Genomic DNA, 16271 nt, shown 5'->3' with positions numbered 1-16271 from the left:
CCGCGATATATAAATAAAGATGCGGGAGAGAAAGAAAGGGATTGTTATGAAGACAGCTATAGAAATGCGTGTCCTGCTGGAGCATGCAGATCGTATAGACCCCGCCAGTGCCGAAGATTATATCAAAGTTGGAGGCTATAAGGGTCTAGAAAAAGCTCGCGGGATGAGCAGAGAAGACCTCATCAAAGAGGTAAAATCATCGAATCTCAGGGGGCGCGGCGGCGCCGGTTTTAACGCCGGCATGAAATGGAGCTTCGTACCCCAGAATGTACCGGTAAAATATGTAGTATGCAATCTGGATGAAGGCGAACCGGGAACCTATAAAGACAGGATAATCTGTGAGAAGAACGCCCAGGCCTTGATTGAAGGCATGGCTATCTGCGGTCTGGCCATTAACTCCCAGCAGGGATACATCTACTGCCGGGGCGAATACCCCTTTGTGGCGGAACTCCTGCGCAAGGCCGTCGCCAGCGCCAAAGCCAGCGGCGCTCTGGGCGACTTCGACATAGAAGTGAGAATGGGCGCGGGGGCTTATGTTTGCGGTGAGGAGACCGCCCTGATCGAATCCATAGAGGGTCATCGCGGCGAGCCCCGCTTTAAGCCGCCTTTCCCCGGCGTGGAGGGCTTATGGAAAGCTCCGACCGTGGTGAACAATGTGGAAACCTTTGCCTGCCTGCCATATATACTGGTTAATGGCGCCCAATGGTTTGCGGGAATCGGCGCAGCCAGCTATCCCGGCACCAAGGTCCTTACCCTGACCGGTGATGTAGTCAATCGCACCTATTTTGAAGTACCTACCAGCACAACCCTGCGGGAAGTCATCTTTGAACTGGGCGGAGGCATCCCCGGCGGCAAGAAATTTAAAGCCGTACAGGTAGGCGGCACCTCCGGGGCGTTTATTCCGGAAGCCAACCTGGATACCCCCATAGACTTTGATTCCATGGGCAAAATCGGAGCGGCTCTGGGTTCAGGCGCGGTACTGGTACTGGACGAGACCAGAGACATTGTTGATGTAGTAACCAGAATATCTAAATTCTTTGAACATGAATCCTGCGGCAAGTGCAACCCGTGCCGTGAAGGAACCTTCCGCTGCCGGGAGATAATGGAACGTATCAATAACGGGCGCGGAAGGGAAGCGGACCTCGATCTTTTAACCCTTCTTTCCAAGGTAATGCAAAAGGCAGCCCTGTGCGGCCTGGGGCAAGCCGCCCCCATTCCTATCGACAGCACTATAAAACATTTCAAGCATGAATACCTGCGCAAAGTGCTGTAGTTTATAAGAAAGGAGGAAAAAGATGTTTAATATAACTATAGACGGAAAAGAAATGCAGGTGCCTAAAGGCACTATGCTGATTGATGCCTGCCGCCAAGCCGGAGCCGATATACCCACTTTTTGCTATGATCCCGACCTCAGACTGGCCGGTTCCTGCCGCATCTGTGTGGTAGAGGCCAAGGGACGCCGCAATCTGCTGGCTTCCTGTGTAACTCCGGTCGAGAACAACATGGTAATAGAGACCGAGAGTCCGGATGTTATTGAGGCCCGTAAGGTGGTCCTGGAGCTCTTGCTGGCCCGCCACAAACTGGAATGCCATGTCTGCGAAAAGGACGGGGACTGCCGCCTGCAGGACTACTGCTACCGCTACGGGGTAGGGGAGTCTCGTTTTGCGGGGGAAGGCCCGCACTTCTTTAAAAACGACCCCAATCCCTTTATTGAAAGGGATTATGATAAGTGCATCATGTGCACCCGCTGCGTTCGGGCCTGTGAAGAAATAACCGGAGCCCAGGCTATCAATGTTGAACACAGGGGTCATCATGCCCGAATCGCCACGGCTTTCAACGGCAACCTGGAGGATTCGCCGTGTGTATTCTGCGGCCAGTGCGTCATGGTTTGCCCGGTGGGAGCGCTGAACAGCAAGATTTCCATGGGCAAGGGCAAATCCTATCAGGTCGATAAAGTGGCAACTACCTGTACCTACTGCGGAACAGGCTGTACTTTCGAGCTTAATGTCAAAGACGACCAGATAGTGGGGGTAAGCTCCATGCGCGACGAAGGGTTCAGCCCGGTCAATAAGGGCGCTGTGTGTTAAGGGCCGTTTTGGCTGGGATTTTGTTAATTCTCCCCAGCGCCTTACCACCCCATTAATCAGAGAAAATGGTGAATTAAGGCCGGCCAGTTGGGATGAGGCCTTGGATTATGCCGCCGGAAAGATTAAGGAAATAAAAGCGAAAAACGGCCCTGATTCCCTGGCCATGTTCTCGTCAGCTCGAATGACTAATGAGGAGAATTATTTGGCGCAAAAGCTTATGAGGGCCGTAATAGGAAGCAATAACGTCGACCATTGCGCCCGTCTCTGACACTCCGTTACTGTCGCCGGTCTGGGGGCAGCATTTGGAAGCGGCGCAATGACCAACTCCATTAATGAGTTGCAGAATGACGCGCAGCTGGTATTTTTAATTGGAACCAATACCACCGAAAACCACCCGGTAATAGGCTACAAAATCAAGAGCAATGTACGTAAGAACGGCGCCAAATTGATTGTGGCCGACCCCCGCTCTATTGACCTTTCCAATATGGCGGATGTATTTATACAATTCAAGCCCGGTACTGATGTGGCATTAATCAATGGGATGATGAATGTTATTATCGAGGAAGGACTGGCGGATAAAGAGTTCATCGCCAACCGCACCGAGGGCTATGAAGAAATGGCTGCGGTTGTAGCCAAATATACGCCTGAAGCTGTGGAAAAGATAACTGGAGTTGCGGCTGAAGATATCAGGATGGCCGCTCGTCTTTATGCCAGTGCGGAAAGAGCGTCGATATGCTACGCCATGGGACTTACCCAGCATAGCACCGGTACTGATAATGTAAAATCCATCTGCAATCTGGCACTGCTTACTGGCAATCTGGGTAAACCCGGAACCGGGGTAAATCCCTTGCGCGGCCAGAATAATGTGCAGGGAGCCTGTGACATGGGAGCTCTGCCCGTGACTTATCCCGCCTACCAGAAGGTAGTTGACGACGCTGTGCGGGAGAAATTTGAAAAGGCATGGGGAGTTAAGCTTTCACCGAATAACGGATTAACTATAACCGCCGCTATTGCCAAAGCTCACCATGGAGAACTGAAAGGACTTATTGTAATCGGTGAAAACCCGATGATGAGCGACCCTGATATTCATCATGTGGAAGAGGCCTTGGACAACCTGGATTTCCTGATGGTCCAGGATATTTTCCTGACCGAAACCGCTCAAAAGGCGGATGTGGTATTTCCGGGAGTAAGTTTTGCTGAAAAGGACGGCACCTTCACCAATACCGAACGGCGGGTGCAAAGGGTGCGCAAGGCGGTCAATCCTCGCGGAGACGCCCGCCCCGATTGGCAGATTATCTGTGAATTGTCTAATCGCCTGGGCTATAGCATGAATTACAACTCAGTGGAAGAGATTTTCGAGGAAATCCGCACCGTAACTCCTTCCTATGCGGGTATGACCTACCAGCGCCTGGAAGGAAAGGGTTTGCAGTGGCCCTGCCCCAGTGAGGATCATGCCGGAACTCCGGTTCTGCACAAGGAAAAATTTAATCGCGGGCTGGGATTATTCCACGCGATTGAATTTAAAGAAGCGGCTGAATTGCCTGATGAAGAATACCCGCTCATTTTAACTACCGGACGCAGTCTCTATCATTACCATACCGGTACCATGACCCGACGGGCAATAGCGCTTGATGCTATACAACCTGAAAATGAAGTGCAGATTAGTCCGGTTACGGCTGCAAATCTGGGTATTAACGACGGCGACATGGTAAGAGTGATTACCCGCCGGGGAAAAATCGATGTGAAGGCCAGAATAACCGCAGCAGTAAGCGAAAATGTTATTTTCACTTATTTCCACTTTGCGGAAGCCGCAGCCAATGTACTCACTAACGCTTCACCGGAGTCCCTGGACCCGGTAGCGGGCATTCCCGAGTACAAGGTAGCTGCCGCGCGGGTAGAGAAAATTTAAAATTGACCATGACCAACACAGATGAATACAGATTATGATTAAACCCAAAACCTGATTTAATACCATCTTTTATATTTGTGTTCATGCTTAAGAATCTGTATGAATCTGTGTGGAATCGCAGCCCTATTATATTTATTGAAAGGATGAGTAATTGATGAATTGTTTTGGACCTGGTGAAGTAGCAGGCGTAGCTGCGGCATAAGTCAAAAGAAATCCACCCTTACCTTCGGCCAGTTATTAATACTGGGGATACTGGCCGGGGTCTACATTGGCTTCGGCGCCAACCTGGCCACCATGGTGGGCCAGGATATTGCCAAATACCTGGGTAACGGCTTTGGTCAGTTTATGTTCGGCGCAGTATTTAGCGTAGGCCTGATGCTCGTTGTTATCGGCGGCGCGGAACTGTTCACCGGCAACAACATGTTCATGATGATCGGCGCTCTGAACGGTTCCTGCTCCTGGGGAGCTCTGTTAAAGAACTGGGTTATTGTATGGATAGCCAACTTTATCGGTTCTCTTTTGCTGGTTTATATTATCGCCGGCGGCTTCTATGGTGTGGGTGCTGATGGCACCACTTCAGTAGGGCTTTTCAAAGGTGCCGTAGGTGCCAAATCCCTTTTGATCGCTAAAGGCAAACTCGAACTGACCTGGAGCGCAGCCTTCTGCCGGGCCATTCTCTGTAACTGGCTGGTTTGTATGGCTGTATGGCTTGCTTTGGCCAGCAAAGATGTGGTAGGCAAGGTGTTCGCGATCTTCTTCCCCATCATGGCCTTCGTTGCCAGCGGCTTCGAGCATAGCGTAGCCAACATGTTCTTTATTCCCATGGGTCTGGTTGTTTCTCACATTCCGGCTATCGTTGACGTTGCCGCCAAGAGCGTTCTGACCCCTGACCAGGCTGCTCTGCTGGCCGCGGGCGGAACCCTGCCTCCTGACGCTATTGCTGCTATGGCTGCTTTCAAAGCAGGCGTCGCTAAAGTATTTACCTGGAAGACCTTCCTGGTGAACAATCTGGTTCCGGTTACCCTGGGCAACATCGTAGGCGGATCAATCTTTGTGGGAAGCTTCTACTGGTATGCTTACCTCAAACCGTCTGCTCCGGCTGCTAATGCTGACAAGAGTGCCAAAGCCTAAATAAAATCAGTCGATTCTCAAAGGAGGTCTCGATTAAAGGGACCTCCTTTTTTAGTTTCATGTAAAATCAAGGCTGATTTTCGCTGCTATTTTATGATTTTACGAAAAAGTACCGCAATGCTGCCCCTAAGTAATTACAAAATTTACCATAAAGGCTTGTTATAATGGATGGACAGGACTATGGAATAGGGGGAGAGAGATGCTGGATAAGATTGAAATCTATCCTTATCAGCGTATTTCCGCGGTCAATGAAAGACCCAGAGGCGGACCTCATATTACAGCCTTACTGCAAAGAGTTAAGGTGCCGCCAGTGTTTAAAACGGCAGCGGTCCCGGCCGTAAAGCCGCTTCTGACCTGGAGCAGCCTGGGCCTTAGCCTGTGCGCTTTACTAATGGCCCGCGCCTTTGTATTGGGGGAATTGTTGCCGTTTGCGTTTGCCTGGTTGGCATCGTTTGGTTTTCGTAATAAAGCCCGGGCGGCTCTGATAGCGGTGGCCACAATCCTGGGCTTTTTAAGTGTGCAGCACGGCAGCGCCCTGGGAAGAAATATTATAGCCTGCGCGCTTTTATTAGGGGTGATAAGTTATGCCCCCCTGCCTCGGGAGAAGAACTGGTGGGGGCTGCCCTTGATAACCTTTGCCTGCGTGTTTGTCAGTAAAACCGTTTTCATGCTCCTTAGCGAACTTTCTTTTTACCAGGAGATGGTGACGGTTTTTGAAGCCATTATCGCAGGTATTCTTTGCTTTGTATTCCTGGTGGTCCGTGACAGCCTGCAATCACGCAAACCCCTGGTGGAATTCAGCTTTGAAGACCTGGCATCATTTCTGGTGGCAGGGATAGGGCTCATTATGGGCTTAACCGGCATTAAGTGTTTTGGCTTAAGCCTGGCTGGAGTGCTCTGCCGCCTGGGCATCCTGGTGGCTGCCCTTATCTGGGGGAGCGGCGGCGGCACCATGGTAGGGGTCATGGCAGGGATTATCCCCTCATTGAGTTCGAGCGTCTTTGCTCAGAGCCTGGGTTTGTACGCTATCTCTGGTCTTTTGGCCGGTATGTTCAGGAATTTTGGACGGTTAGGCATAATAATCGGGTTTATGCTGGGCAACCTGGCTTTGTCCATGTTTATATCCGAGACCCAGGCCACCATACTGGGAATGTGGGAAACCGGCGCGGCTGCACTTTTATTTATGCTTCTGCCGGAAAGTCTGAAGGAAAAACTGCCGGTTCAATCACTGGGTACAATTGACGAAATAAGGAATCGAGAACTAAAAATAATGGATGCGGGACTGCAGACTACAGCCCGCCAGCGTATAGCGCACCTGGCCGGGGTCTTTGACGAACTCTCCAGCAGCTTTGGGGAAGACGTTCCCGGAACAGGCCGGGTAAGCCGCAGCGGATACTTGAATTACCTCTACGAGGAGTTGGCGGATAAATTTTGCCATAACTGTTCGCGTTATGATTTATGCTGGGAGCGGGATTCCTACAGCACATCGCAGGAAATCCTGGATATTTTCGCTCTGGCTGAGAATGGCGGGGAAGTCAACCTGGAGCAATGTCCGCCGGGATTTCGCCGCCGTTGTGTAAATGGCCGCGAAATGGTGAACAGCATCAATCACCTTTTTGACAAGCTGCGTATTAATGAATACTGGTCAGGTAAATTGAATGAATCCCGGGAACTGGTTTCCCGTCAGCTTCAAGGGGTAAGTCAGGTAATCAAAAACCTCGCAGCGGAAATCGACATGGAACTGGACATCGATTATGAATTGCGCAAGAAACTGTTCCTGGAACTAAAGCAAAGAAGCATGAAGGTAAAAAACCTGACTCCGGTGCGCAGCGGAGCCCAACTCTACCTGGATGTTCAATGTGAGTCGTGCGGTGATCATCAATACTGCGAAACCGAGGTGGCATCAATGGTCTCCGGCATCATGGGGCAAAGGGTAGTAGTGTGCGATAAAAAGTGCCCGCGCTTCCCGACCCGCAGCAGCTGTTCCTTCACCCTCACCAGGGCGCTCAGTTACCGGGTCAGCAGCGGCGCCGCCCAGGTAGCGCGGGAAAAAGTGTGCGGAGACAGTTTTACTATCGCTACTTTGAAAGAAGGCAAAGAACTGGTGGCCTTAAGCGATGGCATGGGGATAGGAGAAAAAGCCGCCCAGCAAAGCCAGGCAGCAGTGCGTCTGCTGGAAAATCTTTTAAATTGCGGTTTTGATAGGGATTTGGCCCTGCAGACCATCAATTCTGTTTTGCTGCTGCGCTCCTGTGAGGAAAGCTTCGCCACCATAGATATGCTGGTAATAGATTTATATTCGGGAGAATTAGATGTGGTTAAGGTGGGGGCAGCCCCGTCTTTTCTAAAACGGGGCCGGAATGTGGCGGCTATCAGTGCCAGTTCGCCGCCGGTCGGCATACTGGAGGAGGTGGAAGCGGCCTGTGAAAAACGTTATCTCTGCCCCCGGGATATGCTGGTTATGGTCAGTGACGGAGTTCTGGAGATATCCCGCCAGGCTGGGGCGGACCGCTGGCTGCCCGATTTTCTGAGCAGTGTGGATGAGAACGACCCCCAGCGCCTGGCCGAGCTGCTCATGAACAAGGCCATGAGCCTATGTAAAGGCAAACCCGCTGACGACATGAGCATCATATGCATGTACATTGATGTGGCGTAAGAATTTAATAGCCACAGATTAACACAGATTTACACTGATTTTAGAATATGATTATTAGTGTAAACCTGTGTTTTGTTTTTTGATTGTATAGGAAAGTATGGTTTTTTATTTTCTGTAGATAAGTTTACGCGGGGTGTCGCGAAGTAATATCAATGCCTATTATCAGCGGCAGGGTCAAATTTTTCGGTTTGAATGCACAACCATTTAGATTATGCGTTTACTAACGGTTTAAACTTGGGTAGCATATCAATTAGATACATTCTGCGATATTCATAAATGGTCAGCGTTTTCAGCGTCAATATTAAGGAAAGTTTTATGCGTGATAAGGTTAAAAAATTCATTGTTGAGCAGGGGCTGATTACAGCCGGCGATGTTGTAATTGTCGGAGTTTCCGGGGGGCCGGATTCTATGGCTCTTTTGCACCTTTTACATGGCTTGATGCGTGAACTCGAAGGCAGAATCATCGCGGCCCATTTCAACCATCAATTGCGGGAAGAAGCCGGGGAGGAAGAAGAATTAGTCCGGGGCTATTGCCGCAAGCAGGGCATAGAGTTCTATTGCCGGAGTCAGGACATCAGAAATAAGGCGCGGCAGGAGAGAAAATCTTTGGAAGAAGCGGGGCGGGATGCGCGCTATCAGTTTTTCCGGGATCTCATGCAGGAAACCGGGGGAACAAAGATGGCTACGGCTCATCATCAGGACGACCGGGCCGAGGGCGTTCTGCTTAATCTCATCCGCGGCAGCGGCATTAAGGGTTTACGCAGCATTATGCCGGAAAACGGCAATCTGATTCGGCCCCTGCTCTGTGTACGCCGGGCGGAAATTATGGATTACCTGGCGGAAAATTCAGTCCCCTATTGTCTGGATCCCAGTAATAACGAAACCTATTATCTGCGCAATCGTATTCGCCGCCAATTGCTTCCCTGCCTGGAGAAAAATTTTAATCCTCGTATGGTTGAGAACCTAAACCGCCTGGCTGATATTGCCCGGGATGAAAATGAGGCCATGGAGCAGCAGAGCAGCATCCTGTGGCCGCAGGTTTTGATTCGGCAGGACCCGGGCAAGCTAATCCTTAATATACAGAAACTGCAGGGTTTTCATCCCGCTTATCAACGGCGTCTGCTGCTTCATGCGCTGGGCCTGCTGCAAGGCATGAGCGGGTGGAGCATAGCTGATGTCGAATATATACGCGAACTTTTGGCCAGGCCCGGCTCAGGACGGCAAATCAAGCTGCGTCAGGATCTGGTCGCGCAGGTGAATTATAAGGAACTGCATCTGGGTAAACCGGATGCAAAAGCGCCGGCTTATTGCTATCCCGTTAAGGTACCGGGTGAAGTATATATTAAGGAGATTGACTGTACCCTGGTTTTTACGATTATTGCGGCCGGGCAGGATATGCCGAAAACCAAAGCGGCTTGCCTGGACTACGATAAACTGGAAAAGGACCTGGTAATTCGCAGCCGCCAGCCGGGAGATTATTTTTATCCGACCGGGCTGAACGGCAAAAAGAAAATTAAGGACTTTTTTATTGATATCAAACTGCCCCGGGCTGAACGTGACTTTTATCCGCTGCTGGCAGCCGAAAAAGGCAATATATATGCCCTGCTCGGTTTAAGAATTGATCAAAGGGGCGCGGCAGGACCAGATTCCCGGAATATACTGGTGGTCCAGAAACGATGAGGAAAAGAGGTTTTCGGTCACGTTTGCGGCCATGATTGAAAAGGGTATCACGGTATGCTACAATATTACGGTATATCTCTATACACATGAAAAAAATGGTTACCCCTTCGTATAAGCATTAAAGGAGAGAATGGCTTTGAATAAAGCTCTGAAAAACATAGCCATATACGCGCTCATCGTCCTGTTGGCCCTGTTTGCCATTCAGTTTACTTCAAAGTCCGGGGAAGAGGCCAGCAAGTACACCTATCCCCAATTTTTGAGCAAACTGCAGCAGGGACAGGTAAAGAGCGTTAAGATTGAAGTAGATGACAACATTTATAATGTTCAGGGTAAGCTTAGAAATGACAAATTGTTTATCACTACCGCCCCCAAAGAGAGTGATCTCATCCAGGTATTGAACGAGCAAAAGGTTGATTATACCATAGACCGCGTACCTCCTACCCCCTGGTGGATGTCGCTTTTGACCACCCTTTTCCCGATTATCATTTTAATTGCTTTCCTGATATTTATCATGAATCAGACTCAGGGCGGAGGCAACCGGGTAATGCAGTTCGGGCGCAGCCGGGCGCGGATGATGTCTCCTGAAGATGTTAAGGTCACGTTTGCCGATGTGGCCGGAGCCGAAGAGGCCAAAGAGGAAATGCAGGAAGTGGTCGAGTTCCTCAAAAACCCGCAGAAATTCATTCGCATCGGGGCCAAGATTCCCAAAGGCGTACTATTATTCGGCGCCCCCGGCACAGGCAAAACCCTTATGGCCAAAGCCGTAGCCGGTGAGGCCGGGGTGCCCTTCTTCTCCATCAGCGGTTCCGATTTTGTGGAAATGTTCGTAGGTGTGGGCGCGGCCCGGGTCAGAGACCTCTTCGAACAGGCCAAGCGCAACTCCCCCTGTATAGTATTTATTGATGAGATCGATGCTGTGGGCCGCCAGCGAGGCGCCGGACTGGGCGGGGGCCATGATGAGAGGGAGCAGACCTTAAACCAGCTCCTGGTGGAGATGGACGGGTTCAGCACCAATGAAGGCATTATTGTTATGGCCGGCACCAACCGCCCGGATATTCTGGACCCGGCTTTGTTGAGGCCTGGACGTTTTGACCGTCATATATTAATAGACAAACCGGATGTCAAAGGGCGGGAAGCCATTTTGGAAGTCCATGTCAAAGGCAAGCCTCTGGCTCAGGATGTGAATTTATCGATTTTGGCCAAACGCACTCCCGGTTTTACCGGCGCCGATCTGGCCAACCTGGTCAATGAAGCCGCTCTGTTAGCCGCCCGCCGCAACAAAGAGACCGTAGGCATGGAGGAGATGGAAGAATCTATCGAAAGGGTCATAGCCGGACCGGAGAAGAAGACCCGGGTTATTTCAGACAAAGAGAAGCGCCTGGTGGCCTACCATGAAGCCGGACACGGCCTGGTCGGTTATATTCTGCCCCATACTGACAAGCTGCATAAGATATCGATTATTCCGCGCGGGAGAGCCGGGGGTTATACCCTTTTGCTGCCGGAAGAGGACCGTAATTATATCACCAAGTCCTATCTCTTAGACGAGGTCAGCACCCTGCTCGGCGGGCGCGTCGCCGAAGCGCTGGTATTAAACGATGTCAGCACCGGGGCGCAAAATGACCTGGAACGAGCCAGCAGTATCGTGCGCAAAATGATTACCGAATACGGGATGTCTGATGAACTGGGCCCGCTTACCTTTGGTCATAAGAGCGAGGAGGTTTTCCTGGGCCGGGACATTTCCCGCGACCGCAACTATTCTGATGCCATAGCCTATGCTATCGATAAAGAAGCCAGTTTATTCATTGACACCTGTTATCATAAAGCGGAAAAGATATTGCAGGAGCATATGGAAAAACTCCACCAGATAGCCGCTTATCTGATAGAACATGAAACCATGGAAGCGGACGAGTTCGAAAAAATTATGCAGGACCAGCCGGAATAAATATAATAGCCGCAGATTGACACTAACGTGCTGAACCCTTCCCAAGTCAACCATCAGAAAATACTGTGCGGTTCAATGATAAAATAAGAATAACCGGGGATATACCCGGTTATATTAATTTATACCATCGCATATGAAAAATATGGCAAGCGGTGAAACATTTTGCCATGAAAACGAATAAATTAATAGAGTTATGAAGGATTTTCCCGCTCTTCGTTTAATATAATAAAATACCAGTATACCTTTGTGAAAGGGTGAGGATATGAAAAGAATAGATTTATTGATTAACGATACGATGTATAAAGACTATATCCAGCGCAATATGGATGAAGAAATCAACGCCTATTGTCAGCACGATTTCAGGCACCACCTGGACGTAGCCCGCATAACCTACATACTGGTACTGGAAAACAACGATCTGAACTATTTCATAAAGGAATCTGGTTTGAGCGGAAAGCTGGCTGCTAAAGAGGTGATTTACGCCGCCGGGCTTTTGCACGATATCGGAAAATGGAAGGAATTCCAGACCGGAACAGACCATGCCTCATATGGCTCCCGGCTGGCCCGTGAGGTTTTGCCCCGGGCCTTGTTTAACGAACAGGAGATTGAAATTATCTGCCAGGGCATATTTGAACACCGTAATATAAGCATGGATATGAGCTTCCTGGGGGAGAGGCTGCACCGGGCCGACAACCTGTCGCACCTGTGTCTGGAATGCCCGGCCCAAAATGTATGCCCTAAAATGAAAAACCGCGATGCCAGCTTAAGCAGCCTGGAGTATTAACATGCCGGGGCATCATGTGGTGAAAATATATAATGAACAGGAAGCCAGGGGCTTGCTGGAAGCCGTGGGCGTTGACCCGGGCGCTTACCAGTATCTGCTGCCCAAGGCTTTTTTTCACTGCCTGAAATTAAAAAATATCTCCGCCCGCGCCGCCCTGATAATAAAACAAGAAATGCTCTCCAAGGGCGGAGAAGCCGCTATAGCTCGTCAGGCTCTGTCTGGTGAAGGCTGCGGCGATGTTTTGCTTTTAGGCACCACGAAACAATACCGTTTATTGCTGGACAAGCTCAAAATTCAGCCCTTTGGCCTCAAAGGTTTGGCGGCTGAGATCGAGTCCATCCTGGCGGCTGCAGAACCCAAAGAAAGGGTTCTGCGTTTGGCGGGAGGCCGGGAATTGCAGCTGGGCCAGCGTCCATTAATAATGGGAATATTAAATGTTACTCCCGATTCCTTCTCTGACGGGGGACGATACATCGACCCCGGGCGGGCTTTGGAACATGCGCGGCAGATGCTGGAAGAAGGCGCTGATATAATCGATGTCGGGGGGGCTTCATCGCGGCCCGGTTCGGAAATGGCGGATGAAGACCAGGAGTTGGGGCGGGTTTTGCCCGTAGTTGAAAAACTCCTGCAGGAAAATTGCCTGGTATCGGTTGATACCTTCCGCGGTAAGGTAGCCCGGGCCTGTTTGGAGCGAGGGGTTCATATAATAAACGACATTGGCCGGTTGCAGATGGATGATTCCTTGCTGCCGGTGTTGATCGAGCATCAAGCCCCGGTGGTTCTTATGCATAATCGCATGCAGCTTAAGCAAAATGAACCCTATGAGGATTTGATATCCGATATCCTGATTGAACTGGAGGAGTCTATTGACCAGGCCCTGCAGGGCGGATTGACCAGGGACCAAATTGTGGTTGACCCGGGTATCGGTTTTGGAAAAAATGCGGCTCAAAACCGGTTAATTATCAAGCATTTGGCCGAGTTCAGAAGTCTGGGTTACCCGGTTTTGCTGGGTGCATCCCGCAAAAGATTTATCGGCCAAACCCTTGATTTGGAAGTAGATGATCGGTTGGAAGGCAGCCTGGCGGTAGCGGCTGTGGCGGTAATGAACGGCGCGGATATTATACGTGTGCATGATGTTAAGGCCAGCCGGCGCATTGCTGATATGACCTGGGCGGTGATGCGGGAAAATGGATAAGATAATAGCCCGGGGTCTGCAGTTTAAGGGATGTCATGGGGTGCTGCCGCAGGAGAAGTTGCAGGCGCAGCCATTCAAGGTTGATTTAGAACTGTTTATGGATCTCGAAAAAGCCAGTCGGGAAGACGATATAGGATATACCGTGGATTATGCCCGGATTTATGAGCTGGTACGGGATATAGTGGAAAACAAAAGCTTTAACCTGATTGAAGCCCTGGCAGGCGATATCGCTGCCAATATTCTGGATAAGTTTCCGGTGCAAACCGTGGAAATAACCGTATATAAACCTGAAGCTCCGCTGGAGGGAGAATTCGAATACTTCGCCGTCCGCCTCCGCCGGGAGAGAGCTTGATTAACCACAGATACACACAGATTAACACAGATGATTTTAACTCATAGTTAATCTGCGGCTATTAAAATCCCCAAAATATTGCTTGCCCAATAGGCAGGGTATATGCTAATTTAGAGGGTGAAAATATCTATGAAATTTTAACTTACCTGGGGCTGGGATCGAACATTGAGCCGCGGGTATATTATATAAAACAGGCCGTAAACGAAATAGCGGGATTCCTCAGACCATAATAACAGGGGCTTCGTCTCTTTATAATACCGCCCCCTGGGGCATGACGGATCAAGGCGAATTTATCAACCAGGTGCTGCAGGTAAGAACCGATCTGCCAGCTCTGGATTTCTTACACCATTTACAGGATATTGAAATTAAAATGGGCCGCCAGCACGTTGAAAAATGGGGCCCTCGGATTATAGACCTGGATCTCCTTTTGTACGGCCGCGAGGTGATTGATGATGATGAAGTCAAAGTGCCTCATCCGTACATGCGTCAAAGGTTGTTTGTCCTGGTTCCCTTGGCCGAAATTGACGCGGAATTAGTATTTCCGGACGATGGAACCAAACTTAGGGAGGTGTTGAGTAGAGTCCAGACCGAGAAGGAAACGCAATCAATCAGAAAAATATAGGGGTCTCCCGCCGGTATTCCTGGAAGAGCAGATCGCCTGGATCATTTACGACCAGGACCTGGAGCTTTAAACAGGCGTGGATATCACTGACCCTGAAGGAGGGTTCGAGAGTGAGAAAACGAATCGGCATTATCGGGGCGGGAGTTGTAGGAACGGCAGTTGGGTGGTACTCAACCAGAAAGATTACGAGATTACGGGTGTGTATGATGTTAAATCCGAATCTACAAAACAGCTTGTGGAACGGATCGGATGTACCGCCTATTCTTCACCCCAGGAAGTTTCTCGCTCGGCAGACATCTTATTTATTACTACTTCTGACACGGCTATTCAGGACGTAGCGGGTAGCCTGGCGGAAGCAAAGGCCTTTCATGAGGGACAGGTTATAGTCCACATGAGCGGCGCTCAGTCATCGGAAATTCTTGACCGGGCCAGGGAATTCGGAGCCCTGGTTCTATCAGTTCACCCTTTGCAGTCTTTTGCTAATCCCGAACGGGCTATAGAAATACTGCCCGGTTCGATATTCAGTATCGAAGGGGATAAGGAAGCCTATGAATTCGCGGTTTGCATCGTAGAGACGCTGGGTGGAGAGTATTTCTTTATTGACCGCAAGGCCAAGCCTTTGTATCATGCCGGAGCTTGTGTAGTCTCCAATTACCTGGTGACTATAATAGATTTTGGGATCAAGCTGCTGGAATCCACAGGGATTCCTCGCCAGATGGCCACAAAGGCCTTGATGCCGCTGATTAGTGGGACCATAAAAAATATTGAAAATATCGGGATACCCAAGGCTTTGACCGGACCCATAGCTCGCGGTGACCTGGGGACTATAGCCAAACATCTGGATTGCCTGGATGAAATGGCGCCTGAGCTTTCGAAGCTCTACAGCTGGCTGGGATTTTTTACCGCTCCGGTGGCGGTGGAAAAAGGCACTATTGATTCCCAGCTGATGAAAGAGTTTCAGAAGGCCTTTATACGCCAGCTTTCCAGGGCTAATGTTAACAGCTGACCAGGCAATCATCTGACTGTGACCCTGCAGACGAAGAAACAGACGGGCTTAAGGGGGATTCAATAATGGCACGTATTACTACATCCGTATTAAGAGATAAAAAAGCCACAAAACAAAAAATCACAATGCTGACTTCCTATGATTATTCCCTGGCCGCCATGGTTGACAGCGCCGGAATCGATATGATCCTGGTCGGCGACTCATTGGGGAATGTCATATTGGGTTATGAGAATACCCTGGCTGTTACCATGGATGATATGATTCATCACACCCGGGCCGTCAGCCGGGCGGCTAAAAACGCCATGGTAGTAGGTGATATGCCTTTTCTTTCATATCATGTGTCGATTCCTGAAGCCGTCAGAAATGCCGGACGCTTCATTCAAGAAGGCGGCGCGCAGGCGGTAAAACTGGAAGGCGGACAGGAAAGGGTCGATACCATTAAAGCCATACTGGACGCTCAAATCCCGGTGGTAGGGCATATAGGCCTTACACCCCAGTCGGTGCACCAGTTTGGCGGTTTCAAAGTTCAAGGCAAAGACCTGGAAACGGCCCGTAAGCTGATTAAGGACGCTAAAGCGCTGGAAGAGGCCGGAGTATTCAGCATAGTACTGGAAGCGGTACCGACTGACCTGGCCAAGCGTATAACCGAGGAACTAACCGTCCCCACCATTGGTATTGGCGCTGGGCATTACTGCGACGGGCAGGTTTTGGTTATAAACGATATGCTGGGCATGTTCGGGGGGCATATACCCAAGTTTGTTAAAAAATATGCCGATCTTCAGCCCATAATAATGGAAGCACTGCAGGCCTACCGCCGCGAAGTCGAGGAAGGCAGCTTCCCGGGACCGGAACATGGTTACACCATCGCTGATGATGTGCTGGAAAAGCTGTATTGATATTTTGGGGA

At 50.1% G+C, this 16271-nt stretch carries 11 protein-coding genes and 1 pseudogene; all 12 read left to right on the top strand.

Annotated elements, in window-relative coordinates; genetic code table 11:
• Positions 1–46: 46 nt before the first annotated feature.
• The 12 genes and pseudogenes from nuoF (at position 47) to panB (ending at position 16260) form a co-directional block, all read left to right on the top strand.
• Entirely contained in the window at positions 47–1273 is a 1227-nt protein-coding gene (gene nuoF / locus JCM14374_RS06585; protein ID WP_054695100.1) for an NADH-quinone oxidoreductase subunit NuoF, read from the top strand.
• Positions 1274–1295: 22 nt separating this feature from the next.
• Positions 1296–3996 (top strand): annotated as a pseudogene (fdhF, locus tag JCM14374_RS13080) (formate dehydrogenase subunit alpha).
• A gap of 198 nt (positions 3997–4194) precedes the next feature.
• Complete coding sequence (locus JCM14374_RS06570; protein ID WP_157049004.1) at positions 4195–5127, top strand: formate/nitrite transporter family protein; 933 nt, start codon at positions 4195–4197, stop codon at positions 5125–5127.
• A gap of 199 nt (positions 5128–5326) precedes the next feature.
• Positions 5327–7783 (top strand): stage II sporulation protein E, encoded by a 2457-nt coding sequence (gene spoIIE, locus JCM14374_RS06565; RefSeq protein ID WP_054695091.1) that lies wholly within the window; start codon positions 5327–5329, stop codon positions 7781–7783.
• Positions 7784–8059: 276 nt separating this feature from the next.
• A complete protein-coding gene (tilS, locus tag JCM14374_RS06560; RefSeq protein WP_054695085.1) occupies positions 8060–9463 on the top strand; it encodes a tRNA lysidine(34) synthetase TilS in 1404 nt (467 codons plus the stop codon).
• A gap of 136 nt (positions 9464–9599) precedes the next feature.
• A complete protein-coding gene (gene ftsH / locus JCM14374_RS06555; protein ID WP_054695082.1) occupies positions 9600–11405 on the top strand; it encodes an ATP-dependent zinc metalloprotease FtsH in 1806 nt (601 codons plus the stop codon).
• A gap of 262 nt (positions 11406–11667) precedes the next feature.
• Positions 11668–12189 carry an HD domain-containing protein gene (locus JCM14374_RS06550; RefSeq protein ID WP_054695075.1) on the top strand — a complete coding sequence of 174 codons (522 nt, stop codon included), beginning with the start codon at positions 11668–11670 and terminating at the stop codon, positions 12187–12189.
• Positions 12190–12208: 19 nt separating this feature from the next.
• A complete protein-coding gene (folP, locus tag JCM14374_RS06545) occupies positions 12209–13384 on the top strand; it encodes a dihydropteroate synthase (RefSeq protein ID WP_242848866.1) in 1176 nt (391 codons plus the stop codon).
• On the top strand, positions 13377–13736 hold the full coding sequence (gene folB / locus JCM14374_RS06540; protein WP_054695069.1) for a dihydroneopterin aldolase: 360 nt from the start codon (positions 13377–13379) through the stop codon (positions 13734–13736). The genes folP and folB overlap by 8 nt, the downstream gene beginning before the upstream one ends.
• Before the next feature lie 271 nt (positions 13737–14007).
• Positions 14008–14358 (top strand): 2-amino-4-hydroxy-6-hydroxymethyldihydropteridine diphosphokinase, encoded by a 351-nt coding sequence (folK, locus tag JCM14374_RS06535; RefSeq protein WP_054695066.1) that lies wholly within the window; start codon positions 14008–14010, stop codon positions 14356–14358.
• Between the two features lie 163 nt (positions 14359–14521).
• Positions 14522–15364 (top strand): Rossmann-like and DUF2520 domain-containing protein, encoded by an 843-nt coding sequence (locus JCM14374_RS06530; RefSeq protein WP_242848865.1) that lies wholly within the window; start codon positions 14522–14524, stop codon positions 15362–15364.
• A 65-nt stretch (positions 15365–15429) separates the two neighbouring features.
• Positions 15430–16260, top strand: a complete 831-nt coding sequence (gene panB, locus JCM14374_RS06525; protein ID WP_054695063.1) for a 3-methyl-2-oxobutanoate hydroxymethyltransferase — start codon at positions 15430–15432, stop codon at positions 16258–16260.
• The last annotated feature ends 11 nt before the right edge of the window (positions 16261–16271 follow it).

Source organism: Syntrophomonas palmitatica JCM 14374 (genome assembly GCF_001311885.1).
Classification (GTDB): Bacteria; Bacillota; Syntrophomonadia; order Syntrophomonadales; family Syntrophomonadaceae; genus Syntrophomonas_A; species Syntrophomonas_A palmitatica.
This window is presented reverse-complemented; position numbering and strand designations above follow the sequence as displayed.